Raw genomic sequence first — 24,676 nt, 5'->3', positions numbered from 1 at the left:
TATGAGTGCTATTGCTGATTTTGAATTCAACCAGTCGCTGCTAAGTGATGGTGTCGTGTTGGTTTCACAGGCTATTCGCCGCGACTTTCCCGCTCAGGATGTGCGGCAAAATCTGCAACAGCTGGTTGAGAGCGCTCGATCCGCTATTCCTGAAGATCTTGAGCAAGATCTTCAGCTTGAAAAGCTGATTGAGCTGTTTTACCACACCTGGGGATTCGGCGGTGCGGGCGGCGTTTATCGCCTGTCTGATGCACTGTGGCTCGATCAGGTACTTGAATCGCGTCAGGGCATGCCCGTGTCACTTGGCGTTATCTTCCTGCATATCGCCAATGAACTGGGTTTGCCGCTGATGCCAGTCATTTTCCCAACACAGCTGATTCTGCGTGCCGACTGGCTCGACGAAGAGATGTGGCTGATCAACCCGTTAAACGGCGATACGCTGAGCGAACATGTGTTGGAAGTCTGGTTGAAAGGTAACATCGGTCCATCAACCCGCCTGCTAGATGAAGATCTGGATGAAGCTGAAAACGTCCTGATTGTGCGTAAGATGCTCGATACGTTGAAAGTTGCACTGATGGAAGAAAAACAGATGGAGCTGGCGTTAAGAGCCAGCGAAGCTGTGCTGCAATTTGACCCGGACGATCCGTATGAAATTCGCGATCGCGGCCTGATTTATGCGCAACTGGATTGCGACCACATTGCGCTTTCCGATCTCAACTATTTTGTTGAACAGTGTCCGGAAGATCCAGTGAGTGAAATGATAAAAGTGCAGATTCACTCGATAGAGCAGAAACAGATTGTCTTGCATTAAAAAAACAGTCTTACATTAAGAACCCGTTTTGCAGTAATGCAGCGTTAATTTATTTCCCGACATGAAGGTAAAAGTATGACGAATAAAGTGGTCAAGATAGGGGATATCCCCGTCGCCAATAATCTGCCTTTTGTGCTGTTTGGCGGCATGAATGTTCTTGAATCACGCGATCTGGCGATGCGTATTTGTGAGCATTATGTCACGGTCACGCAGAAGTTGGGTATTCCTTACGTGTTCAAAGCGTCATTCGATAAGGCTAACCGCTCCTCGATTCACTCTTACCGTGGTCCCGGTCTGGAAGAAGGGATGAAAATCTTCCAGGAACTGAAACAAACCTTTGGCGTAAAAATTATCACTGACGTGCATGAAGCACATCAGGCGCAGCCTGTTGCTGATGTGGTTGATGTCATCCAGCTTCCTGCGTTTCTGGCGCGTCAAACTGACCTGGTCGAAGCGATGGCGAAAACGGGTGCGGTAATTAATGTGAAAAAACCGCAGTTCGTCAGCCCAGGGCAAATGGGCAACATCGTCGATAAGTTCATCGAAGGCGGCAACGATCAGGTCATTCTGTGTGATCGCGGCAGCAACTTCGGTTACGACAATCTGGTTGTTGATATGCTCGGCTTCAATGTCATGAAGCAGGTTTCTAACGGTTCACCGGTGATTTTTGACGTTACGCATGCGTTACAGTGCCGCGACCCGTTTGGTGCGGCGTCCAGCGGTCGTCGTGGACAAGTGACGGAGTTGGCGCGCGCCGGTATGGCTGTTGGTCTGGCAGGGCTATTCATTGAAGCTCACCCGGATCCTGCAAATGCAAAATGCGATGGCCCGTCTGCGCTGCCGCTGGACAAACTGGAACCGTTCCTGCAACAGATCAAAGCAATTGACGATCTGGTGAAAAGTTTCCCGGAGCTGGATACCAGTAAGTAATCTTCTATTTACCGCAAGATTGATTACTGACGTAAAAAAACCCGCGATATCGCGGGTTTTTGTGTTTATAAACGTTCGTCGTTTTCTACAACGCTGCGCAATCGCTGTTATTTATAGAGATCGGCACTTATCGTCATGTTGTTGCCTTTACCTTCCCACTGTCTGGTGACGTGGTAGTACTTGGCACCTTTCTCGCCCGCACGTTTAGCAACAGCTTCGGATATCTGAGTGCCGTTAGTGTAGTTGCCGCGGAACTGGATAGAGTCGAAAGGCACCATCTGCGCTGCGGTAGCATTGTTCAGTTCCTGAATCTGAGTGCCATCAGATAGCGTTACCGTGTAACGTCCACCTTTCGAGGATTGCGTTTCAAAGAAGTTGCCCACGCTGCGGCTAGGGCTATCCGAGTAAGCAACGCCAGGGATTTCAACCTTCGCGGCTTCTGCACCACCGGCAGCCAGCGCAGCGCGACCCGCATCAGAATCGGCAGGGATCGCATCAGGTTTCTGAAGCTGGCGTTTTGGCGCATCGGCTTTATAGATAAACGCGGTAGCCCTCTGATTCGCGCTATTCGAGTTCACATCGATTTGGCGCACGATGTAGAACGAATCGGCATTTTTCTCTTTTGCCGCTTTTGCAATCGCATCGATCAGATCAGGCTGAGTGCTGAATAAACCACTTACCGTAACGGTGTCATAAGGTTCTAGCAAATAAGCCGCATCTTTCGGCAATTCTTTTACGCCGTAGACGGTGCGATATTGCACGTTCTGTTTCGCTTTAGGGGCATCTTTATGGTACAGATCGACAGTCACATTCCAGGAATCGCCTGAATTAGTATCCGTCATAGACTGAACATAAAATGACTCTGCACCCAACTTGTCTGCTCGTGTTGAGGCTGCGGCAACCGCTTCATTGATCGCATTAAAACGCCCCTTGAACGTAATTCGTTCAAAAGGTTGCAGGGATTTTGCCTGCTCAGGAGTCAGTTCCTGTGCCGCCTGCGCTGAAAATGCCGAGAGTGATAACAACAATGTAGATGCAATAACAGTAGTCTTCAGCTTCATAAAAAATCCTTTCGCCTTCCTGCAACTCGAATTATTTAAGGTATAGCAATCAACCTGTAACGGAATAGGGCTGATTATCGCACGGAATAAATTCTTGTGCTTTAGCATTTTCAGCGGTGCTGAAAAGCCGTAATGCTTCGGCTCTGAACAAGAAAAGTGCTAATAATAACGGTTAATGATTGTTTTGCCATCATAAGTGATATTTATGTGATTTATCGCATTAACAACCTTGTAACACACCATTTTTGTGAAACAGCACCGAAAAATACTTCTGTAATAATGCTACAAAAGGCAGAGAAGAGCATGATTTTCGACCAAGAAAGGCTGGCATAACCTGTGATAACTCGGCTTTTCTGTGAAATTCATTTTATTTATGGATCATCGATCACATTTTCAGTACGTTATAAATGAGTTCGCCTACAGTGAGACGCCCCAAAAAAAGCGTGTGGCAAGAAGATGATAAGACCCTCTTCCTACCGCGTGAATGCGGGGATACAGGGTGCAGCAGGTCTCGGCGAATTCGTATAACAGAGTAGGGTGAGAATAATAACCTTCGTTAAAAATAAGCGAAAAGGGTATCAGTATGCGTATTGGTGTACCAAGAGAGCGGTTGGCCAATGAAGCCCGTGTAGCAGCGACGCCGAAAACGGTTGAACAGCTGTTGAAACTGGGTTTTACGGTCTCGATAGAACGTGAAGCGGGAAAACTGGCAAGTTTTGACGATGCGGCATATGAAGAAGCTGGCGCGTCGATTGTTGACAGTTCGGAAGTCTGGCAATCCGATATCGTCCTGAAGGTGAATGCGCCGCAGGATGACGAAATCGAGCTGACCCGTGCGGGCAGTACGGTTGTCAGCTTTATCTGGCCCGCGCAAAACCCGGCACTGCTGGAAAAACTGGCAGCCCGTCAGGTGACGGTAATGGCCATGGATTCCGTGCCACGTATTTCACGCGCGCAGTCACTCGATGCGCTCAGCTCGATGGCCAACATTGCTGGCTATCGCGCTATTGTTGAAGCAGCCCACGAGTTTGGTCGCTTCTTTACCGGGCAAATTACCGCTGCAGGTAAAGTTCCTCCTGCCAAAGTGATGATTATCGGCGCAGGTGTAGCCGGTTTGGCCGCGATCGGCGCAGCAGGTAGCTTAGGTGCTATCGTTCGTGCTTTTGATACCCGCCCTGAAGTAAAAGAGCAGGTTAAGAGCATGGGGGCCGAGTTCCTCGAACTCGACTTTGAAGAAGAAGCGGGCAGCGGTGACGGCTATGCCAAGGTCATGTCTGAAGCCTTTATCAAAGCCGAAATGGAACTGTTTGCTGCACAGGCGAAAGAAGTCGACATTATCGTCACTACCGCACTGATTCCCGGAAAACCGGCACCGCGACTGATCACCAAAGAAATGGTGCTGAGCATGAAGCCCGGCAGCGTGATTGTTGATTTAGCCGCGCAAACGGGCGGAAACTGCGAACTGACCGTGGCCGATCGCGTCACCGTGACGGAAAACGGCGTCAAAATTATCGGTTATACCGATTTACCCAGCCGTCTGCCGACGCAGTCCTCACAGCTTTACGGCACAAACCTGGTTAACCTGCTGAAATTGCTCTGCAAAGAGAAAAACGGCGAAATCGACGTCGATTTTGACGATACCGTTATTCGCGGCGTGACTGTCATTAAAGAGGGTGAAATCACCTGGCCGGCACCGCCAATTCAAGTATCAGCGCAGCCACAGCAGGCAAAACCTGCCGCTGCCGTGGTGAAGGAAGAAGCCAAACCGACATCGCCGTGGAAGAAATACGCGTTCCTCGCGATTGCTATTCTGCTGTTTGGCTGGCTGGCTGATGCCGCACCGAAAGAGTTCCTGTCTCACTTTACCGTTTTTGCACTGTCCTGCGTGGTGGGGTACTACGTGGTCTGGAATGTCAGTCACGCATTGCACACGCCATTGATGTCAGTCACTAATGCGATATCAGGCATTATCGTTGTCGGAGCATTGTTGCAGATCGGCCACGGCGGATGGGTGTCGTTCTTCTCATTCATTGCCGTACTGATCGCCAGCATCAATATTTTCGGTGGTTTCACCGTGACTCAGCGCATGCTGAAAATGTTCCGTAAAAACTAAGGGGTAACACATGTCTGGTGGATTAGTAACTGCTGCATACATTGTTGCCGCAATTCTCTTTATTTTCAGTTTGGCCGGGTTGTCCAAGCACGAAACGTCGCAACAAGGGAACATTTTCGGTATCAGCGGGATGGCGCTTGCGCTGATCGCGACGATTCTGGGACCGGATTCTGGCAACGTTGGCTGGATCATCGTTGCGATGGTGATCGGTGGATCAATCGGTATTTATCTGGCGCGTAAGGTTGAAATGACTGAAATGCCAGAGCTGGTCGCTATTCTTCACAGTTTTGTGGGTCTGGCTGCGGTGCTGGTTGGCTTTAACAGTTTCCTCGATCACGGCGAAATCACCGATCCGGTGATGGTCAATATCCATTTGACGGAAGTCTTCCTGGGTATCTTCATCGGTGCGGTGACCTTCACGGGTTCGGTTATCGCATTCGGTAAGCTGCGCGGCAAGATCTCTTCCAAGCCGTTGATGCTGCCTCATCGCCATAAAATGAATCTGGCGGCGTTGGTTGTGTCCTTCCTGCTGCTTCTGGTTTTCGTCAATACGGGCAGTGTAGCGCTGCAGGTGCTGGCGTTGATTCTGATGACGGCCATTGCACTGGTGTTTGGTTGGCATCTGGTTGCATCGATTGGCGGTGCTGACATGCCAGTCGTTGTCTCTATGCTGAACTCCTACTCCGGTTGGGCGGCAGCGGCAGCAGGCTTTATGCTGAGCAATGACCTGCTGATCGTGACGGGTGCTCTGGTAGGTTCTTCAGGTGCGATTCTGTCTTACATCATGTGTAAAGCGATGAACCGCTCTTTCATCAGCGTCATTGCCGGTGGTTTTGGTACGGACGGCGTTTCCTCCAGTGAGAGCGAAGAGGTCGGGGAATATCGTGAGGCTTCAGCGGAAGACGTGGCTGATTTGCTCAAGAACTCAACCTCAGTCATCATCACGCCGGGATACGGTATGGCTGTGGCGCAGGCGCAGTACCCTGTGCATGACATCACCGCAAAGCTGCGCGCGCGCGGTATCAACGTTCGCTTTGGTATCCACCCGGTGGCAGGGCGTTTGCCTGGCCATATGAACGTGCTGTTGGCTGAAGCGAAAGTGCCTTACGACATCGTATTGGAAATGGATGAAATTAATGACGATTTCACCGATACCGATGTCGTGCTGGTCATTGGCGCGAATGACACCGTTAACCCGGCAGCGCAGGAAGATCCACATAGCCCAATCGCAGGCATGCCAGTGTTGGAAGTGTGGAAAGCGCAGAATGTTATCGTGTTCAAACGTTCCATGAATACCGGCTACGCTGGCGTGCAGAACCCGCTGTTCTTTAAAGAGAACACACAAATGCTGTTTGGCGATGCCAAAGACAGCGTTGAGGCGATTCTGAAAGCGCTGTAAGCGTGACAGAACGTAGAAAACGAAAGGGGCGAATATCGCCCCTTTTTTGCGTCTTATCGTTTGTCCGCTGCAAAAAAATAATGCCAGCGCTGAGAGGCTGGCATTAGGTGGTTCGAATAAAGTAAAACAAGAAATCAGCTGTTATCGCCGTCTTCCAACGTCAGCGGTGACACGAAATCATCGGGCTTGATCGCAAGCAGATCACATTTCAGGTGATCGATGACATGCTCGACGGTATTTCCGATAAAAGCAGCGGAAAGGCCAGTTCTGCCCAGTGACCCCAATACCACGACACCGGCCTGCAAATGTTCGGCAAGGTCGGGAATCACTTCTTCTGGCAGGCCTTTTTCTACGTGCGTCACACGTTCATCCAGACCGAATTTCTGCCGTAGCGATTTCATCGCGATAAGGTGTTGCCCGCGAATCGCGTCGTTGTAGACGCTGGGATCGAAATCAGGCAGTTCAATGGCAATATTGATGGGGGTAATGGGATAAGCACCAACCAGATGAACTTCGGTCTGGTCAACCTGCTTCGCCAGCTCCAGCGTTTCCGATACCAGTTTAATATTGAGCGGATCGTGATAAGGGTCTTCGCTAGCCAAATTGACGGCAACCAACGCTCGACCTTCGGTTGGCCAGGGTTGATCTTTTACCATCCACACAGGGCAAGGGCATTTGCGCAGCAATTGCCAGTCGGTTGGCGTAAAGATGACGGCTTCCAGCCGATCGTGCTGATGTGCCATTTTCAACAACAGGTCGTGCTGGCCGGAAATTACTTCCCGAATGATGGCTTCAAAGGGCTTATTGTGCCATACCACTTTGATTTCGATGGGAACGCCCGCTTCAATGTAGTATTTGCACTGTTCGGCAATCCACTCTGTCCGCTGCTGGATAACGCCCTGACGCATTTCCACCCTTTCATCGGGAGAAAGCAGGGTTGTCATTTCATAAGAGAAATCATAAATCGGCAGAAATGCCTTGATGCGGCCGCCAAGTCGCTGAACCAGGTAAACCGCCCGACGCAGCGCTGGTTGGTCATCCTGATTTGGGTCAATAGCTACCAGTAAGTTCTGATACTTTGCCATAGCTCCTCCAAACAGCTGTTACTCCACAGCCTGTTAATCAAGAGTACCGCAATGGAATCGTTTTGGACAACAGAGATACGCAGCAGAATAACAAAATAGGAAATATCACGGATGAGGCGGGAAGGGGAAAGGTGTTGACGCTGCTACGGTAGAAAAAGTGGCAGCGTCAACGAGTTAGGCAGTAACGATTATTTACGTGATGAGCCGGCTAATTCAGAAAGCGCATCAAGATTCTCGATCGTGATGTATTTCCCTTTTACCGCCAGCGTGCCGCTTTTCTGGAAACGCCCCAGCAGACGGCTGATGGTTTCAACGGTCAGCCCCAGATAGTTGCCGATATCACCACGCGTCATGGTCAGGCGGAACTCACGTGGAGAGAAACCACGCTGAGCAAAACGACGGGAGAGGTTGTAGACAAACGCTGCCAGACGTTCTTCAGCATTCTTCTTCGACAGCAGCAGAATCATGTCTTGATCGCCACGGATTTCGCCGCTCATCAGGCGCATCATCTGTTGGCGCAGGTTAGGCATTTTCCCGGAGAGATCGTCCAGCGTCTCGAACGGAATTTCGCAGACCATTGACGTTTCCAGCGCCTGAGCGAAACTCGGATGCTGAGCGGTACCGATAGCATCAAAGCCCACCAAATCGCCTGCAAGATGAAAACCGGTGATCTGCTCGTCGCCTTGCTCCGTAATGGTATAGCTTTTTATCGTCCCAGAGCGAATGGCGTACAGCGATCTCAGTTCATCGCCTGCTTTAAACAGCGCTTGCCCCTTCTGGATAGGCTTCTTCCTTTCAATGATGTTGTCGAGCTGATCGAGCTCGTGTTCATTCAGGGTGAAAGGGATGCATAGCTGACTGATACTGCAATCCTGACAGTGGATTGCACAACCGCCAGACTGGATGCGTCGAATAATTCGCTTTTCCGGGATCATAGGCTTTGCTCAGGCAATAATTGATATTGGTCAATTTTAACAGCTTTTATCGGCTGTGATAAGAGCGGCAATCACTGGAATAGGCCAATAAATAGTGAACTAACTATAATTTTTCGATTTTGCTGGAAAATATTCCGATATATAAGGCCCGTCGGAGATAATATTTTTTTCCATTACGTTACCGAACGGTTAACACATTGATTAATCCGAATTGCTTACGGCGATAAGCAATTCGGCAGGTCATTTCTGCGTTTCGGAAGCGCAAAAAATTATAACGGTAAGCTATTCAGTCAAGTGTAAATAGCTGTTGAGGTAAATACCCTTCATGAGCTAACAGCCATTGTTTACGGTGAATGCCGCCAGCATAGCCCGTCAACGCACCGCCAGTACCGATGACGCGATGGCACGGAACCACGATGCTGACTGGGTTTGAGCCGTTTGCCATGCCGACCGCGCGTGCTGCCCCAGTGCGTCCCAACAGCGTCGCGAGTTCACCATACGTGGTAATTTCTCCGCAGGGAATGCGGCGTAATTCCCGCCAGACTTGCTGTTGAAATTCAGTCCCTATGGAAGCCACAGGCAGCGTATCAATAATCGTTAATTCACCCTCAAAATAGCGTTGCAGACTGTCTGTCAGACCGCCGGGATTATGACGCGCCTGCAACGAAAAGGGATCATTTCGATAACTACGATTGAGCGAGCGAAATAAATCGTCTTCATACTCGCGCCACTCGACGGCACGCAAATGATTATTTTCATCAGCAATAATCAATAACTCCCCGAGCGGCGTTGCCATGGTGTCCTGAAAAAAAGTCTGCATAGTGATTCCTTACGCGCGTGTCGCTTTCTTGCTTCTCTCATTAGTTACGTGCCGATTATCCGGCATCCTCAGGTGGATTGAAAATAAAATGCGAGGTATGTCACGCAGGGAGGTGAGAAAAGAGAAAACCATCACGATCGTAACCCCGTGTCGCTTCGGCATCTCAACCTGGCAAGAATCGCAGGGCTTTGCATGAACGGGCTACGCTATGTGGGGAGAATTCTGTTGGCGCATGAGCACTTAGGAAGAACGATGCGCATGCAGTGTGAGGTGTGTGGGATAAATTGCATCTAACATTACCAATAAAATCAAACAGTAATATAGTAAATATTCAATTTGTATTTATGAGAGATGGAGCATGTCAATCTTTATCCTACTGCCAGATAACACCCTCGCATGGCAATAATATGAAGGTGAACGATGTTGGTATGCTCTATTTTTTATGGCACAGGCGTTTTATGTACGAATAGCTATGTGCCCGACGTTATTTGGAGGAAATGCGCAGAATGAAAAAGAAATATGCCGTTGTGGGAACGGGGGGCCGCGCAGGCCTTTATTTGGAGTCAATTGCCAGGGATTATCAGGATCAGGGGTTGTTTGTTGCGTTTTGCGATACAAACCAGACCCGAATGAATTACGCCAACCAGATTGTCCATAAATATGGACACGATAATGTGCCGACATATCGCGCCGAACAGTTCGAGCAGATGATCGCGGAAACCAAACCCGATGTGGTTATTGTGACATCGCTGGACCGGACGCATCATCATTATATTATCCGTGCAATGGAATTAGGCTGTGATGTCATCAGTGAAAAGCCGATGACGATCGATGAAGAGAAATGTCAGGCGATTATCGATGCGATTAACCGTACCGGCCGTAAATTACGGGTGACCTTTAATTACCGCTACGCTCCGCATCACAGCAAAGTCCGTGAACTGATCGCCGCAGGGGTGATTGGCGAAGTTTATTCGGTTCATTTTGAGTGGCTGTTGAATACTGAGCATGGGGCCGATTATTTCCGTCGTTGGCACCGTGACAAGCGCAACAGTGGTGGGCTGTTGGTGCACAAGTCCACACACCATTTTGACCTGGTGAATTTCTGGCTGAATAGCGAACCGGAAACGGTCTATGCGCAAGGGGATTTGCGTTTTTACGGCAAAGCGAATGCCGAAGCACGCGGGGTTACAGAATTTTATTCACGTTCACATAATAGCGCGGCGGCAGAAAACGATCCGTTTGCATTACATATGAATCAAAGCGAACAGCTCACCGCATTATATTTAGATGCCGAACATGAAGATGGCTATTACCGCGATAAAAGCGTGTTCGATGACGGAATTAATATTGAAGATGTACTGGGTGTAATGGTGCGTTATAAGAGCAAAGCCATTATGACGTACTCACTCAACGCGTATTTGCCCTGGGAAGGGCTGAACGTAGTATTTAATGGCAGCAAGGGCCGGTTGGAAATGAAGCTGGTGGAAAAATCTTACGTAAACGGAGGCGGACAAAAAGAGGATGAAGGTGTGCTGAATGAATGTGAAATAAAGATCTATCCGATGTTTGATGAGCCTTATGTCGTGCCCGTTGAATTTAAAGCCGGCGGACATGGCGGCGGCGATCAGGTCATGTTAAACGATCTGTTTGGTACACCGGAACCCGATCCATTACATCGTGCAGCAGATTATCGTGATGGGGCGATGTCTATTCTAACCGGCATTGCGGCCAATCGATCATTACGCACCGAACTGCCAGTGAAAATAAGCGAACTGGCCGTTAACCTGAAAAGAGGGAATTAATCAGAGTATCTGCCTGAATATTGCAGGCAGAAAACGCTTCCGCATCCGTAGTACCTGTCTGCCTGCCTGCATATCGGCAGACAGGTGGAAACCTCCGAATACTATTATAAGGGTTTTATTATGGCGAAAACACGGAACACATTATCTCACCTACTCCTGCTCTGTGCTGCGCTTCCTTTCGGCGCGACATTTTCTCATTCTGCTGATGCTGCCGAGATCCGCATCTCCTGGTGGGGCGGCAACCAACGGCACGAGGCGACACTCGCGGCGATTAACGCGTTTCAGAAAGCCAATCCGACCATTACCGTCAAAGCCGAATACGCCGGTTGGGACGGCTATCTTTCCCGCCTGTCAACCCAGATGGCTGGCGGGCAGGAACCGGATGTTATTCGTATTGACTGGAACTGGCTGCCGCAGTTTTCCCGCAATGGCGACGGCTTTTATGATTTGAATAAGCAAAAAGAGATTCTGACGCTGGGAGATTTCCCGCCTAACTACCTGCAAACCTCGGATGTCAAAGGGAAGCTGCAAGGTCTTCCGATTTCGATGACGTCCCGCAGCATGATTTACAACAAAGCCACCTGGGACAAAGCGGGTGTTGCCTACCCGAAAACCTGGGACGAACTGTTTGCTGCCGGTCCGGTATTTAAACAAAAACTGGGCGACAATTATTACCCGCTTGGCGTTGCCCAGGGTGCAAGTGATGTGTTGGATATCCTCACACTCGGCCGTAGCTACATGGCACAGAAATACGGTATCGACCTCATTGATGAGAAGAAGCAGAGTATCGCCTACAGCCGCGATCAGGTGCGTGAACTCTTCGGCTTTTATAAAAAGCTGGTTGATTCCCATGTGATCCCCGACCAGCGCTATTTCTCGTCGTTCGGGCGCACTAATGTCTATGAGATTCGTCCGTGGATTAACGGTGAGTTAGCCGGTATGTACCTGTGGGATTCGGCCATCTACACCTATTCCAGCAATATGCCGAAAGAGGTGGTGCTGGAAACCGGGCCGTTCATCACCATGCCAAACGCCAAAGATTCAGGGCTGACGAGTAAACCGTCTTCGCTGTTTGCGATCAGCAAGAACAGTAAGCACCCTAAAGAAGCAGCGATGCTGATGAGTTTCATGCTCAGTAATCCTGAAGGCGTGAAAGCGCTTGGGCTGCAAAACGGGATGCCCGCTAATCCGAAGGCACAAAAATTGCTGGAAGATATTGGCGTGATCAATCCCGGTAACCTGTTAGCAAATGCCTATCGCGCCGCGGCGGAACAACCTGCCTCTAAGGTGCCTGTTTCACCGTTTATGGAAAATCAGGAGCTGGTTCAGCTGTGGACGACCAGTCTGCAAAAACTGGATTACGGTAACGGAGAGGTGAATAAGGTGGCCGATGACTTCCTCAACGGCGCTAACCGCATATTAAAACGTGCGATTCGATAGCCACCGTGGTTAATGTGCGATGCCGTATGGCATCGCACGCTCGGAGTGCGATACCTTACTTAATCACACCACACGCCATTCTGGCACCGCCGCCGCCCAGTTTTGCCGGCGTATCAGCATAGTTATCCCCGCCGACGTGAACCATCAACGCGTGATTTTTCACCTCAGATAATGATTTTATCCTCGGAGCCAGAATAGGATAGGTTGCTGTGCCATCGGCATTCACAACCAGACCGGGCAAATCACCCAAATGTCCCTGATCGTCATAAGGCCCAAGGTGTTTACCGGTTTTTTTCGGGTCGAGATGGCCGCCCGCTGCTAGCGCAGGAACTGGTTTACCATCCTGCTCGGCAGGTTCACAGCTGGCGTTTTCATGCACGTGGAACCCGTGAATACCCGCTTCCAGTCCTTTCAAGTTCGGCGTGAAAAGCAGGCCGTACGGTGTTTCCGTAATGGATACCTCACCGATACTGCTGCCAGCGCCCGTTGGCAGCGCCTCATTCAGCGTCACTGTGGTGCTGGCTGCGAAGGTGGAACAGGAAAAGAACACGCCTGTCAGGATGAGTGCCTTCAGTTTCATTGTCTTTTGCCTCTTAGGGTTGAGTGTAAAGAAAGGACGACCGCGATGCTTTTTACTCATGGCCTTTCCGCGGTGAGCTGTACCGTGCTGATGGTGCGTGCGCGAAAGCCTGCTTCACAATAGCAAAGGTAAAACACCCACAGGCGCTGGAAAGATTCATCAAAGCCCTGCGTATTCAGCGTATGCCACTGCTGATAAAAGCGCTGCCGCCATTCGCTGAGCGTTCTGGCATAATCCTGACCGATATCAAACAGATCGCGAGTGATAAAGTCGGTATGCCGTGTCATGGTGGTGGTCATCGCGGTAATTGAGGGTAGAAAACCGCCAGGGAAAATGTAGCGTTGGATAAAATCCACATTGCGGCAGTAGCGACTGTAACGCTGGTCGGCAATTGTGATGGCCTGAAGCACCATGCGGCCTTGTGGACGCAGCAATTGCTGGCAGCGCTTGAAGAAGGTGGGTAAATAGGCTTTGCCGACTGCCTCGATCATTTCGACCGACACCAACTTGTCGTATTGACCCGTCAAAGTACGATAATCCTGCAACAGCACCGTCACCTTATGGCTTAGTCCTGCCTGCTGAATGCGCTCAACGGCGTAATCATACTGCTGTTGTGACAACGTGGTCGTGGTGACATGGCAACCATACTCACGTGCGGCCAGTTCGGCTAATCCTCCCCAGCCAGTGCCAATTTCCAGTAAATGATCCGTTTCGCGCAGTGCCAGCTGTTCGCAGAGGCGACGCAACTTGGCTTGCTGTGCTTCTTCCAGCGTCATGTCGGGGTGCTGATACCAGGCGCTGGAGTAGTGCATTTCGCTATCGAGAAAGCTACGGTAAAAGTGGTTGCCCAGGTCGTAATGGGCGGCGATATTTTTCTGCGCCTGCTGTGGCCGATTACGGCGGCACCAGTGGATAAACCGATGAAGTGGCGCTATCAACCAGCCAAAACGCGTTTCAAGCGTATCGATCAGCGCCTGATTTTGCGCCAGAAGCTGGAGAACGGGCGTGAGGTTCGTGGCGCTCCAGTCCCCATCGATATAACTTTCTCCAGCTGCGATACTTCCTCCCAGCAATACCCGGCGATAAACGCGATGATGGTGTATCGTGATTTCGCCTTGCAGGGGCGCGTGCCGATCCCCGAATAACGTTTCATGGCCTTCGGGTTCACGAAGACGTAATCCTCCGCCTTCTATTCGGCTAAGCAGGAGAAATAGCACTTTTCGGGCTCGGGTATAGCGAGTGATATTGCTCGGGTGACGAACCACCTGTGTTTGCGTTGAGCTCATGAGGTATCCTTCTTTCCAGACTGCGGATGGGGATAAACGGGCGAGCGTTTAATCCACAGTTTCAAAGCCTGCCAATATATGGTGCAGGCGGTTTTCATCGTCATTAACGGCAGAGACCAAAGCTGAGCGCGCAGGGCGGCGCGAGTGAGCGGCTGACGGTGCAACAGCAGCGTGGCATCAAACTCGCGTCCTTGTCTGTGATTCTCGATGTGGATCCTCAGACGATCGACGGGTGGTGTGAGCCGCCAGTGGTACACCATATCCATCGGGTTAAAAGGCGACACATGAAACGCTTTGGCGACAGGCGTAGAACCATCGGGGACGACGGCATAAGTATGGCGTTCGTTCCACGGAGTATTACGCACCTCTGCCAATAACCAGCGTAGTTCGTTATGCTCATCGTACAAATAATAGAAATTGACCGGGTTGAAATAGCAGCCCAGATAGCGCAGTTGGCACAGCAACAACACTTTCCCCGTGAGGCGTTCCCCAGTCAGTTCCGCAATCCGATCCTGTGCCTTGGTTTTGATATCGCCACCGCCCAGATAATCACCGCGACAAAATGACGCAGGAGCAAAACGCTCCAGGGCGATACCCACGTGTGGCAAGGCGGGAATTTCATCTAAATCGATTAACGTCATGAATAGCGCATAGTCAAAGCGATGCGTAACGGGCGTGAAGCGTCGATGGCGAACCTTACCCACATACAGCGCACTATTCATATTGCACGCTCTGGTGAAGTTGGCTAACGACATCCAGCGCGCTTTTTACGCCATCTTCGTGAAAGCCGTTGTACCAATAGGCACCACAAAACCAGCTGCGGTTGTGCCCATTAATACGCTCACGCTGTTGTTGGTGCTCTGTGGTCTGCTGAGTAAAGACCGGGTGATGATAAATCGTGCGATACAATATTTTATTCGGGTCGATATCCTGCTGAGGGTTCAGCGAGACACAGAACGTGGTCGATGAGCGAATACCTTGCAGGATGTTCATATTGTAGGTGACGGAGGCACGTGCACGGCTAAACGCCTGATCGACCGGCAGACGATAATTCCAACTCGCCCATGCCCGCCGGTTATGGGGAAGAAGGTGAGTGTCGGTATGCAAAATGACGTGGTTAGGCTGATAGCTGATGCCGCCGAGGATGCGCTGCTCATCGGGCGTGCTCGTATCCAGTAACGCCAGCGTCTGATCGGAATGGCAGGCGAAAATAACCTGATCGAACCGATAAGCCTGCGCGGCGGTATGCACGGTAACACCTGCGTCATCCCGCGTTACCTGACTGACTGGCGTGTGGAGATGGATCGTCGCGCGATCGTGGATACGTTCTGCGATACGCCGTACATATTCCCGTGAACCGCCAGGTACCACCATCCACTGAGGACGGTTGACCAAATCCAGTAGCCCATGATGGTTAAAGAAGGTCAGGAAAAGCGACAGAGGAAAATGTCGCATATCCTCAAGCGACGACGACCAGATCGCTGCACCCATCGGCAAAAGATAGTGCTGGGCAAAAAATGGTGAGAATTTTTCCTGCTGCAATAAATGGCTTAGCGTCAGCCCCTGATAATCGCCGTTGGCAAGATACCGCTTGCACACGCGGTTAAAGCGCACAATCTCCGCAACGAAACGATAGAAACTGAGGCGAAATAGGTTGCCGCGCTGGGCGAACAGCGTGTTTAACGTATGCCCGTTATATTCCAGACCCGAAACCGGATTACTCACCGAGAAGCTCATTTCTGTGGGTTGGCCGGTTAACCCCAGTTCGTCCAATAGTGCAATAAAATGGGGATAGGTCCGCTCGTTATAGACAATAAATCCCGTATCGATGGCATAGGTAACGCCATCATGAACCACATCGACCGTTGCCGTGTGGCCACCCAAATAATCGTTCGCTTCAAATACCGAGACCTGAAAGCGATCCGATAATTTGAGTGCGCAGGTTAGGCCGGAAATGCCGCTGCCAATAATGGCAATCTTCATACTGTTTACCTTTTACCTTTTACCTTACTAACCGGCTGGTGAGGAAACGTTGCCACGATTGTGGAAGCACAGAAACGCATTTGAGCAACAGCGCAAAGCGCAGAGGGAAGGCGATCTCGCGTTTTCTCTTTGCCAGCCCGCGACGAATTGCCTCCGCAGCGTGTGACACAGAAATCAGCATCGGCATCGGGAAGTCATTGCGTGCAGTCAGTGGCGTATCGACAAAACCGGGCAGGATCAGCGATACGGTGATATCACGCGCTTGCAAATCCAGCGACAGACTGCGGGCAAAATAGGCCAGTGCCGCTTTTGACGCGCCATAGGCTTCTGCTCTTGGCAGTGCAACAAGGCTGGCGGTCGACCCCACCAACGCCAGATGGCTACCGTTCGCAAGCTGTGGCAATAGCACTGACAGACAATTCACCGGGCCGATTACGTTGGTTGTTAGCACCCGACTGACTTTTTCCGCTTCAACGACACCGTTATCCAGATATTCACAGGTCCCCGCGCAAAGAATCACCAGATCGGCGGTAACACCGCCTAATGCCTGCTGCGTCTCGGCCAGGTTCGTCATATCAAATGCCATTGTACGAATGGCTGGAAAGGCAACAGTCAACGCATGGAGCCGCTGTTCGTCACGCCCGCAGGCGAGGACGCCCCAGCCGTCTCGGGCATAATCCAGTGCCAGTTGCTGACCGATTCCAGAGCTGGCACCGGTAATCAACACGCGCTTCATGCCTGAAGCCTCGATTTTAGATAATGGATTAACGAACCCAGCAAGGGAACATGCTGATAAAGCATTGCGCCCATGTCGTAATAATCACGGTGGTAGATAACTCTGTCGTCAGCAAAGAGCAGGTGGCTACAGCCTGCTAGCGTCAACGGCGCATTATGCTTTAGCGACGGATGGGCATAGTGCATTGTCCAGAACATCGTTGCACCGCCGCGAAAGGTGTGGATATCGCTGATATCGAACTGACAATAGCTCAGATTTTCGAGTGAATGAGAAAAGTAACTGTGCAAGGCACTGAGCCCATGATGGCTGGAAACGGGATCGATGAAATGAATATCCTGATGGTAGATATCACCCAGTGTCGTTAACCCTTCGTTTGTCAGTTCGCGATAGAATGCCTTTATTTTCAAAATAATAGGCTCATATTCACCATTTTCTACCGAGATGCCGTCTTCCTCGCGCGCTTTTTCTATCGTCATAACCACTCCTGTTAAGGTCACCCATTCCACACGATGGAAATGGCTAACAGATAGAGGAACTCAACGCTTATTAATTGAAAGTCATCAACTTAGGTATAGATTGAATCCATCGTTCGTCAAATAAGATTTTGAGGAACGGTTGTGGGCGATAAACACAGCAGGAGGGAAGAATGTGGCAGAAAGAAGGAAACATGGCGCAAAATTGGTGACAATGTCACGCCATGTTTTTTAGATCGGTAGCGATAAATTGAGCGTTATTTCTCCGCAGGCTTAATCAACGCCAAAATCGTGCCCAGCTGTTCGCGCTGTTCCGCACTGACTTCTCGCGCCGCGGAATAGCCCGCATTCTGGATAATCATCTCATTCAGGCCAACCAGCCAGTCATAGATATAGAACGCCGTATTGTTGGTAGGTGTCAGTGACAACTTGGTTAAGCGCTGTGAAGCACCAAAGCTGACCGCCTGTTTTTCGGGCTTGGCGAAAATTTTATGACCGCGATTGATGCGGCTGGCAGGGCGCAGGGATTCATCAAGCTGCTGGAAGCCGAGCCAGGCGACAAAGTCACCAAGAATGGTCAGCACGCGTGAAACCTGACGGTCAGCTTTATTCTCGCGGTTGATGCCCAACTGCTCACCATCAACCAGCATGTCGACCAGCGCTTCTTCGATCCTCAAACGGATGCTACCGGTAATCAATTCTTCTACCAGCATTTCGATCGTGGATTTCGACACGTTGAGCAGGTCAATGAGCGGCGCATTCTCTGGCAGGCTACGAAGGTGGTTAATCCAGAAACGGTAAACGCTGTGCGCGTAGTCGGCCTCATAGCCATGATCGAGCGTCAATACAGGTGTTACAGGCTGGTCGAGCGCGATCGGTTCATCGGCAAACAGATCGATTTCGATCCCGACACCAAACGGATCGCTATTGGCCAACGGGGCAGAAAGGTCCTCAGCATCGGTATGGAAACCGCCATAGCTTGCCCCTTGCTGTTGCAGATACAGACGACGCAGTTCATCACGCGAAGGCAAAAGCCGCTCCAGCAGTTCGCCATGCACGCCGGTACGGGTCTGGAGCGATTTGAGTAAGGTCTCTGCGACGCGCTGTTTTTCTGCCGGATCGTCAACATCGACAGGCAGATACCAGTTACCCAGTAGGTTATCGCTGAGTTCGCGTTGAAGCTCGCTGAGCTGTTCGCTGATGCGCCCCAGTTTGACTTCACGATGAACCTCAGCCCCCAGCCATGTTGCCATACGCGCTACGCCGCGTTTGTCCATCGCCAACATCGTTCCCCAGGCATCGCCCGGATTACCCACATAGCGTTGTACCGCTGCGTCGTAGTTTTGCCCGTGCGTAATACGGCGATCGTGACGGGTAACCGCCCAAATCAGCCCCGGTTTACGGTGGCTCCTTACCTGCGCGTTTTCGCCCTGAGTCTGTTTAACCCAGTGATCCAGCGCCTTGCCGACCACTTTAACGTCACCCCGATCGCCTGCGGCGCTGCATACCATCAGTACGTTCATTTCCTGATTATCGGTATAGCGTTCCAGCAGATAGGCGCGCTTCGCCCGCAATAATGTGTGCGCCAGTGGATGCTGTGTGGCTTGGCGTCTTGCTGGTGGCTCGTCCCGTGTTTCGCGGAGTTCACCAAAACCGGGGAAATCCAGCACATCAACCTGTTCAAACAATGCTTCTTTGGGCGGCAAATGGAGTGGGATAAGCAGTTCTGCCGTCAGCATGGTTAACTCAGCCAGCGAAAGCTCCGTCGTTTTCCCAGCGCGGCCATTCTGAACCGGCCGCACCAGCACGCCGGGATCGTCAGCGCTGTGTAGCCGTTCCAGCGCCGAACCGTCGATCAGACCGTCTGCCGGATTTAACTCATCATCGACCAGTGTACGTAGCGGTGCCAACAGCTTACTCGCACCGGACAGGTGTTGCAGCGTGTGGCTGAAATGGCGATACGCAGTGGTCAGCGCATTCAGTTCGCCCCACAATACGGAGAAGAGCTGGGCGCGGTCATCAACGGTGAGGTAAGGCGCTAATTCAATCGCAACTGGCCAGAAGTGTGCTTCCAGCTGTTTTTGCCGTTTAACATCGTGACGCGCGAGATAATCCCAGAGTTCGACCACTTCATCGCGGCTCATGCCTTCAACGGATTCTGGCTGACGGTGCATCAGCAGCGTTTTAATGTGTTCGGCAATATGGCGCTCATCCAGCTCTTCAAACGTGGTCTCGTGGTTGAGATCGTTCAAAAATGCATTGGCCATAATCTTGCCGATATCCAGTTCGCTAAGCAGCTGTAGCTGAACGGGAAACGACTTGTTCTTCATGCCCGACTGCCGGCTAAAACGCGTAACGAGAGCCGTTGCCCGGTCGGACGGGTTAATATGATCGATAAAATCCAGCTGTTGCCCTTCAAATGAGGTTTCCAGCTTGCCGTTTTCTCCCCCGGCCAGCGACGCGATCAGATAGGATTTCCCCGCCTGAGACAGGCCAAAAAAGCCAATGGCGATCTCTTTCTGCGCCACATCGGACAAGTGCTGCGCTTTGTTGTGGTTACGGCGCAGTTTGACGATCAGACGATCGGCTTCGATATCCAGACGCGGGGCGTTCTGACGGGTAGTTTCAACCCAGTCGATAGCCTGTTCAACACCTTGCGCAACGGCCTGTAGCTGGCCATGGAGTCGGGTAGAAAGCTGTTTGGGCGTTAATCGTTTCATTTTTTAAATACACTCCCACTATCGATCCAATAATGGGTCGCTCCTGAACCGTTAGCGGATAATGTGTTCAATTTGAGTCGTAAATGCTGTGGCGGAACGCGGGTGCCGTCTTCCAACACCGCATCGGCAATTTCAAAGCGCTCAGGGCTATCTTGATCGTCGCTCTTCGTCACGGCTAGCCGGACGCGCAGTTTACTGTCGCCGACGACTTTACGGGCTAAATCCTGATCGACAATCGAGAGCATATAAAGCGAGGATGCCGGCCAGCGCTCGTTGTCCAACTGGCGGAAGCCAAGGCAGAGTGAGCCACGTACCTGGAAGCTATGCTGTGGGTCAAGCACGAAATCCGGCGCATCCAGATCGATATCGCTGTAATAAACGTTATCCAGCGTCAGCGCGTTGTTGCTGTCCATCATACCGAGGTAGCGTACCGTCGAATAAGGTTGGAAATCACCGACCTTAAAGTAAAAGCCCGGCAGGCGCAGATCGAGCGCGAGCAGGCACAGCATCGCACCGACGGCGGCGGTGGATTTCGGGTTATCGATGCGTCCACGTTTGTTAAACGGATACCAGTCATTGGTGTGATACCCATCCAGCGACAGCATTCGGTTAATCGGTAGCGGTTGCAGGTGGCGGAACAGCGCCTGAATGCCAGGGAAGCGCGAAGGGCGTCCGGTCAGCAGCAGCACATCGCATGAATACAGCGACACCACTTCAGACATCAGGCGCAGATTCTGCGTGATGTTCATTTTGTTCGACAGGAATTCGCCATGCAGCTTGCTCAGCTTGAGGATGAGCGGAACCTGCAAGATATCAAATACGCTATCGCTAACCGGCAGTTCGCGCTGTACTTCCGTATTGATGTATTCCAGCACTTTTTCCGTCGGCGCCTGATCCAGCAATTCGCCGAAGGTGGATTCGATTTCGGCGCTGGTATCCAGCGGGTCAAAGCGCTCATAGGCTTCCAGGATCGCGCGACCGATCGGAATGAAGACCTGCAACGTCACCTGTTGGCGCAGCGTAAGCTGGGCGTCCATACGGCCTTCATTGCCGAACAGCTTCGCCATCAGCGCATCCGGGCTGGCCAGTCCGGCCGTTTTCAGCGCGGCCTGTAACGCAGGAAGGATATAGAGCTGAATTACATCCAGCAGAATATCGTCGCCTGCGACCTTAAAGCCCTCACGGAACAGCAGACGCGGAATGATTTTAACGTTGCTGCCGACGCCATCATCAAGCAGATATTGGGTAATCGCGAGGTCAGTGGTGCCGCCTCCGATATCGATTGAGGCGATGCGCAGCGTTTTGCCTGCGGGTTCCCCCTCGTCGAGCTCTTTATCCGGGCGCGCCATACTGGCGAAGAAATCTTCCGCACGGCCGCCAAAGTTCACCTGCGCTTCGTTATACAGGTAAACCATCTGCCCGCAGGTGGCTTCATCCCATTCGATTTGCACGTCAGGCACCGGAACGCGGCTCTGCTGCTTGTCGGCTGGCGTGGTGAAATCCTCATCCATAGGGTGCCAGTCCATCGCTTTCCAGACCAGCGCGATCGCTTCATGCATCCGGCGGCGGAAAATTTCACGCTCGGGTTTCGGCATCGCGGAAGGCAACGTCAGAATGATATTTCGCAGTTGGCGCGGCGCGGTGCTGTGGATCATCTTCAACCGCTGTGCGGCGCTGTTCATCTGCATGAGCGCCTGTGCCAGTAGTTCGGAGAGCATGAAGGTCATGATCGAACTGCGGCTATAGTGCGGGGAAAACACCGGTAAGCGTTCTTCCAGCGGTTGGTTGTAGAGCGGCTGACCTTCATCATTCAGCATGATGGTCAACGGCATGGCTGTCGCTAGCGGTTCGGTCTGTGAATGTGCATCTGTTTGGCTAAAACGCCAGCCTGGGGCATAGCTTTCTTCATCCCACAGGTAGCGACGCGGGCTGGAAATACCGCTTGAACCTTCCGTTCCCTGACGCAGCAGCGCCATGTGGCTGGCTTCTCGTCCGACACGGGTGATGGACGGCCAGATAAAGGCATCATCACGACCACTTTCTACGGAGAAGTTTTCTTTACCGAACTTCGCCTGTGAAAACTCAACGCGACTCTCGAACAGTTCGTTGTATAGATAATGCGGCTCACTCAGATCGCGCAATTGCAGTTCATAGGTCTGCTTCAGGCCGTTGCTTTCGTCTGCGTGATCCTCAACCAGAATGCCGCAGGTATGGGAGTTACCGACGTCCAAAATCAGATCAACGTTCACTGCCGGTTCCTGCAACGTGCTGGTATTGATGCGAATTTCCGGTATTTCGAGCTGGTTGCCCAGCATATCCAACACATTCAGGTAATGTGCCTGATATTCAAACCCTCTGAGCGCCACTTTCACATCGTGGCTATCCCGGTTTTCCAGCGCTTTAACCCGCTGAGTAAAGACTTCGCGCAGCCAGCCGTCGACCCAGGTTTCATCAAGAAATTCACCCAGCTCGTCGCTGTGATAAGCCAGCGCGAAACTTCCGCCGGTCTTGATGTCATTGGCATTCGGCGCCAGCGATTCGTATTCGTGGCCTTCTGGATAAGTCTTGGTATCGAACGCCAGACAGATGCGGTGCGTGTTGCCGTCCTGATCGGGTGTCTCTAATGCCAGTATCTGCATCCGCGCCCAGTTATCAGGCCCGCCCATAAAGGTGCGTGGCGGATTAAAACGGAAAAAGGGCAGCGGCAGCCAGATTTTCTCCAGCAGCTTCAGCGATTGCTCAAGCGGAATGCTCAACTCTGGCTTCACGACTTCCGGCGGCATCCCAGTAGCGGAAGGCAGCAGGAATTTTTCCGTATGTTCATCGTAAAGCAGGTGCAGCAGGGGGCCGTTGGCGCTTTTACGCACGTAACAGTTAGGCTGTTCAGCCGAAAACTGTGGCTTTAACGCAAAATCCAAAAACTGAATTCCGCTGTCCTGAATCAACGTAATGCGTTGTTTATAATCGGTAATGGTCGCCAGCATGATTATTTACTCTCGCGCTTTATCGTCATCGGGAAAACGGTGTCTGCATCATAACGGCCGATACACTCAGCAGCAGTGCCGGAAGCACCTTGTTTACAGACCAGTTCTGGCATTTGGAAACGAGAATTATCGGAACAGCGTGCGCCAGAACGGCTGTTGATGATCAGATTGCCAGAGCTCATTAACCCTGCTTCAACGTTGGCACGACACGTGACACCGTCACCATGAGTAATTCGTGCGGTACCTTTTCCATTTTGAATCTGGTAACGCAGGCTAGGCGGCCTGCCGGTAATCGGCGCTTTACCATCCACAATGACGCGCCAGTTGCCGTTCAGGAACTTGATGGAACCGATTTTCACCGCGTCAGCAGGCATGACTAAATCATCTTTACCCGCAGGGATCGATGGTACTTGCTCCACAACGGGCTCAGCCGGTGGCGTAACAGGCTCTTTCGGTTCCGTTGCCGCAGGGGCTTCCGGTTTAGTCGCTTCTGCTGCTGGCACGGCAGCAACAGGCGGCGCTGGCTCCACCGCTTTTATCGCCTCTTTTTCTGCGACAGGCGGAACCGGTGCACTTTCTTGCTGCGGCGCAGGTTCAACTGGTGTGGAAGAAGGCAGGGCACGTTTTTCCGGTTTGACCGTTGCAGCCAAATCAGATGCTGGTTTGTCGTCTTGCCCAGACACGCAGCCGCGTATCTGCAATGACAGAATCGCTAACAGCGCGGCGGCAGGTAACAGCCACCACAAACGGAAGAACGGCGGACGAACAGGGACGGCTGCCGCAGCGGCAGCAGGTGCAGGCGCTGGTTCGACGGGTTCCGGTGGACGAACAGGCTGTGGTTCGGGCTCGGGAACAGGATCGACAAGCGGCAATGTTGCTGCGGGTGCCGGAGCAACAAAAAGCGGTTCCGCTTCCTTGATGACAGGCCGCAGGCAGTCCAACGCATCAAGACGGGATTTCTTATCGAGATTGACGAAGCCCCAGAACGTTAAGACCGGTTTGCCATCAACCAGATAGACGTGGTTTGCCCCAGGGAACTGTATCGCTTTTGCCAGCAGAACACCGAAAAGTTTCTGCCCGGCTTTCTCTGCATTTTGCGCACGCTGGCTGATGTCGGCCACGGCGGCCTGATAGGTTTCCAGTAATGCCAGCGCTTTTTCTCGTTCTTCTTCGCTCGCGGCAATCCAGGAGGTGACTTTACCGTCAACGGGTGAATACCAGTCAATGCGGTCGCCATGTTCATTGGGTTGGGGAATCGCCAGACAATCGGCAATCTGTTGCTGTTTTCTGAGACGTAACGTTTCCCGCAATTGAAGTGCCGATGCGTAAACTGGCTGCCCGTTCTCGCCCAGCGCCAGAAAATCATCCAAACTTCCACTACGTAAAAATAATTTTGCCACGCAAAAGAGACCTTTTGTAATGATGCCTAAAGCAGAAAAGAGAATGTAATCTGCGACAGGGTATACTGTAGTGCGAATGATGGCGAATCAAACGCTTAAAGAAGTGATAAAACTAACA

The 24,676-nt window shown here is 51.6% G+C and carries 19 protein-coding genes; 6 read left to right on the top strand and 13 right to left on the bottom strand.

The window, feature by feature from the left end; translation table 11 throughout:
- Window position 1: 1 nt before the first annotated feature.
- Both sirB1 and kdsA read left to right on the top strand, forming a co-directional pair.
- A complete protein-coding gene (sirB1, locus tag I2D83_RS11350) occupies window positions 2-811 on the top strand; it encodes an invasion regulator SirB1 (RefSeq protein WP_180778978.1) in 810 nt (269 codons plus the stop codon).
- Between the two features lie 75 nt (window positions 812-886).
- A complete protein-coding gene (kdsA, locus tag I2D83_RS11345; RefSeq protein WP_181846776.1) occupies window positions 887-1,741 on the top strand; it encodes a 3-deoxy-8-phosphooctulonate synthase in 855 nt (284 codons plus the stop codon).
- Between the two features lie 107 nt (window positions 1,742-1,848).
- Here the strand turns inward: kdsA and ydgH are convergent, their stop codons facing one another.
- Window positions 1,849-2,802 carry a DUF1471 family protein YdgH gene (ydgH, locus tag I2D83_RS11340; RefSeq protein WP_181846775.1) on the bottom strand — a complete coding sequence of 318 codons (954 nt, stop codon included), beginning with the start codon at window positions 2,800-2,802 and terminating at the stop codon, window positions 1,849-1,851.
- A gap of 583 nt (window positions 2,803-3,385) precedes the next feature.
- On the opposite strand from ydgH, the gene pntA reads away from it, so the two are divergent.
- Entirely contained in the window at window positions 3,386-4,915 is a 1,530-nt protein-coding gene (gene pntA / locus I2D83_RS11335) for a Re/Si-specific NAD(P)(+) transhydrogenase subunit alpha (RefSeq protein ID WP_015840339.1), read from the top strand.
- 10 nt (window positions 4,916-4,925) lie between these two features.
- Window positions 4,926-6,314: a Re/Si-specific NAD(P)(+) transhydrogenase subunit beta gene (gene pntB, locus I2D83_RS11330; protein WP_180778974.1), complete on the top strand. Its 1,389-nt coding sequence runs from the start codon at window positions 4,926-4,928 to the stop codon at window positions 6,312-6,314.
- A 134-nt stretch (window positions 6,315-6,448) separates the two neighbouring features.
- On the opposite strand, the gene uspE is transcribed toward pntB, so the two are convergent.
- The 3 genes from uspE to ogt all read right to left on the bottom strand — a co-directional run bounded on the left by uspE (window position 6,449) and on the right by ogt (window position 9,154).
- Entirely contained in the window at window positions 6,449-7,399 is a 951-nt protein-coding gene (gene uspE, locus I2D83_RS11325) for a universal stress protein UspE (protein ID WP_015840337.1), read from the bottom strand.
- Between the two features lie 188 nt (window positions 7,400-7,587).
- Entirely contained in the window at window positions 7,588-8,334 is a 747-nt protein-coding gene (gene fnr, locus I2D83_RS11320) for a fumarate/nitrate reduction transcriptional regulator Fnr (RefSeq protein WP_010274971.1), read from the bottom strand.
- A gap of 286 nt (window positions 8,335-8,620) precedes the next feature.
- Window positions 8,621-9,154 (bottom strand): methylated-DNA--[protein]-cysteine S-methyltransferase, encoded by a 534-nt coding sequence (ogt, locus tag I2D83_RS11315; RefSeq protein ID WP_181828561.1) that lies wholly within the window; start codon window positions 9,152-9,154, stop codon window positions 8,621-8,623.
- Window positions 9,155-9,660: 506 nt separating this feature from the next.
- On the opposite strand from ogt, the gene I2D83_RS11310 reads away from it, so the two are divergent.
- Complete coding sequence (locus I2D83_RS11310; RefSeq protein WP_205946526.1) at window positions 9,661-10,956, top strand: Gfo/Idh/MocA family oxidoreductase; 1,296 nt, start codon at window positions 9,661-9,663, stop codon at window positions 10,954-10,956.
- A gap of 120 nt (window positions 10,957-11,076) precedes the next feature.
- Window positions 11,077-12,396: an ABC transporter substrate-binding protein gene (locus I2D83_RS11305; protein ID WP_181828559.1), complete on the top strand. Its 1,320-nt coding sequence runs from the start codon at window positions 11,077-11,079 to the stop codon at window positions 12,394-12,396.
- A 55-nt stretch (window positions 12,397-12,451) separates the two neighbouring features.
- On the opposite strand, the gene sodC is transcribed toward I2D83_RS11305, so the two are convergent.
- From sodC to I2D83_RS11260, 9 genes are all read right to left on the bottom strand, one after another.
- Complete coding sequence (sodC, locus tag I2D83_RS11300; RefSeq protein WP_205946525.1) at window positions 12,452-12,976, bottom strand: superoxide dismutase family protein; 525 nt, start codon at window positions 12,974-12,976, stop codon at window positions 12,452-12,454.
- Between the two features lie 56 nt (window positions 12,977-13,032).
- Complete coding sequence (locus I2D83_RS11295; protein WP_205946524.1) at window positions 13,033-14,262, bottom strand: SAM-dependent methyltransferase; 1,230 nt, start codon at window positions 14,260-14,262, stop codon at window positions 13,033-13,035.
- A complete protein-coding gene (locus I2D83_RS11290; RefSeq protein ID WP_182100260.1) occupies window positions 14,259-14,984 on the bottom strand; it encodes a DUF1365 domain-containing protein in 726 nt (241 codons plus the stop codon). The genes I2D83_RS11295 and I2D83_RS11290 overlap by 4 nt, the downstream gene beginning before the upstream one ends.
- Window positions 14,977-16,245 (bottom strand): NAD(P)/FAD-dependent oxidoreductase, encoded by a 1,269-nt coding sequence (locus tag I2D83_RS11285; RefSeq protein ID WP_205946523.1) that lies wholly within the window; start codon window positions 16,243-16,245, stop codon window positions 14,977-14,979. Before I2D83_RS11285 ends, I2D83_RS11290 begins: the two co-directional genes overlap by 8 nt.
- A 19-nt stretch (window positions 16,246-16,264) precedes the next feature.
- Complete coding sequence (locus I2D83_RS11280) at window positions 16,265-16,981, bottom strand: SDR family NAD(P)-dependent oxidoreductase (RefSeq protein ID WP_205946522.1); 717 nt, start codon at window positions 16,979-16,981, stop codon at window positions 16,265-16,267.
- Window positions 16,978-17,457 (bottom strand): nuclear transport factor 2 family protein, encoded by a 480-nt coding sequence (locus tag I2D83_RS11275; protein ID WP_205946521.1) that lies wholly within the window; start codon window positions 17,455-17,457, stop codon window positions 16,978-16,980. Before I2D83_RS11275 ends, I2D83_RS11280 begins: the two co-directional genes overlap by 4 nt.
- A gap of 254 nt (window positions 17,458-17,711) precedes the next feature.
- Window positions 17,712-20,174 (bottom strand): putative virulence factor, encoded by a 2,463-nt coding sequence (locus I2D83_RS11270; protein WP_015840327.1) that lies wholly within the window; start codon window positions 20,172-20,174, stop codon window positions 17,712-17,714.
- Window positions 20,171-23,158 (bottom strand): virulence factor SrfB, encoded by a 2,988-nt coding sequence (locus I2D83_RS11265; RefSeq protein ID WP_015840326.1) that lies wholly within the window; start codon window positions 23,156-23,158, stop codon window positions 20,171-20,173. Before I2D83_RS11265 ends, I2D83_RS11270 begins: the two co-directional genes overlap by 4 nt.
- A 2-nt stretch (window positions 23,159-23,160) precedes the next feature.
- On the bottom strand, window positions 23,161-24,558 hold the full coding sequence (locus tag I2D83_RS11260; protein WP_205946520.1) for an SrfA family protein: 1,398 nt from the start codon (window positions 24,556-24,558) through the stop codon (window positions 23,161-23,163).
- Between the last annotated feature and the right edge of the window lie 118 nt (window positions 24,559-24,676).

The sequence above is a fragment of the Pectobacterium aroidearum genome, assembly GCF_015689195.1.
Lineage (GTDB): Bacteria > Pseudomonadota > Gammaproteobacteria > Enterobacterales > Enterobacteriaceae > Pectobacterium > Pectobacterium aroidearum.
The sequence above is the reverse complement of the archived record's forward strand: the minus strand, read 5'-3'. Positions and strand labels throughout refer to the sequence as shown.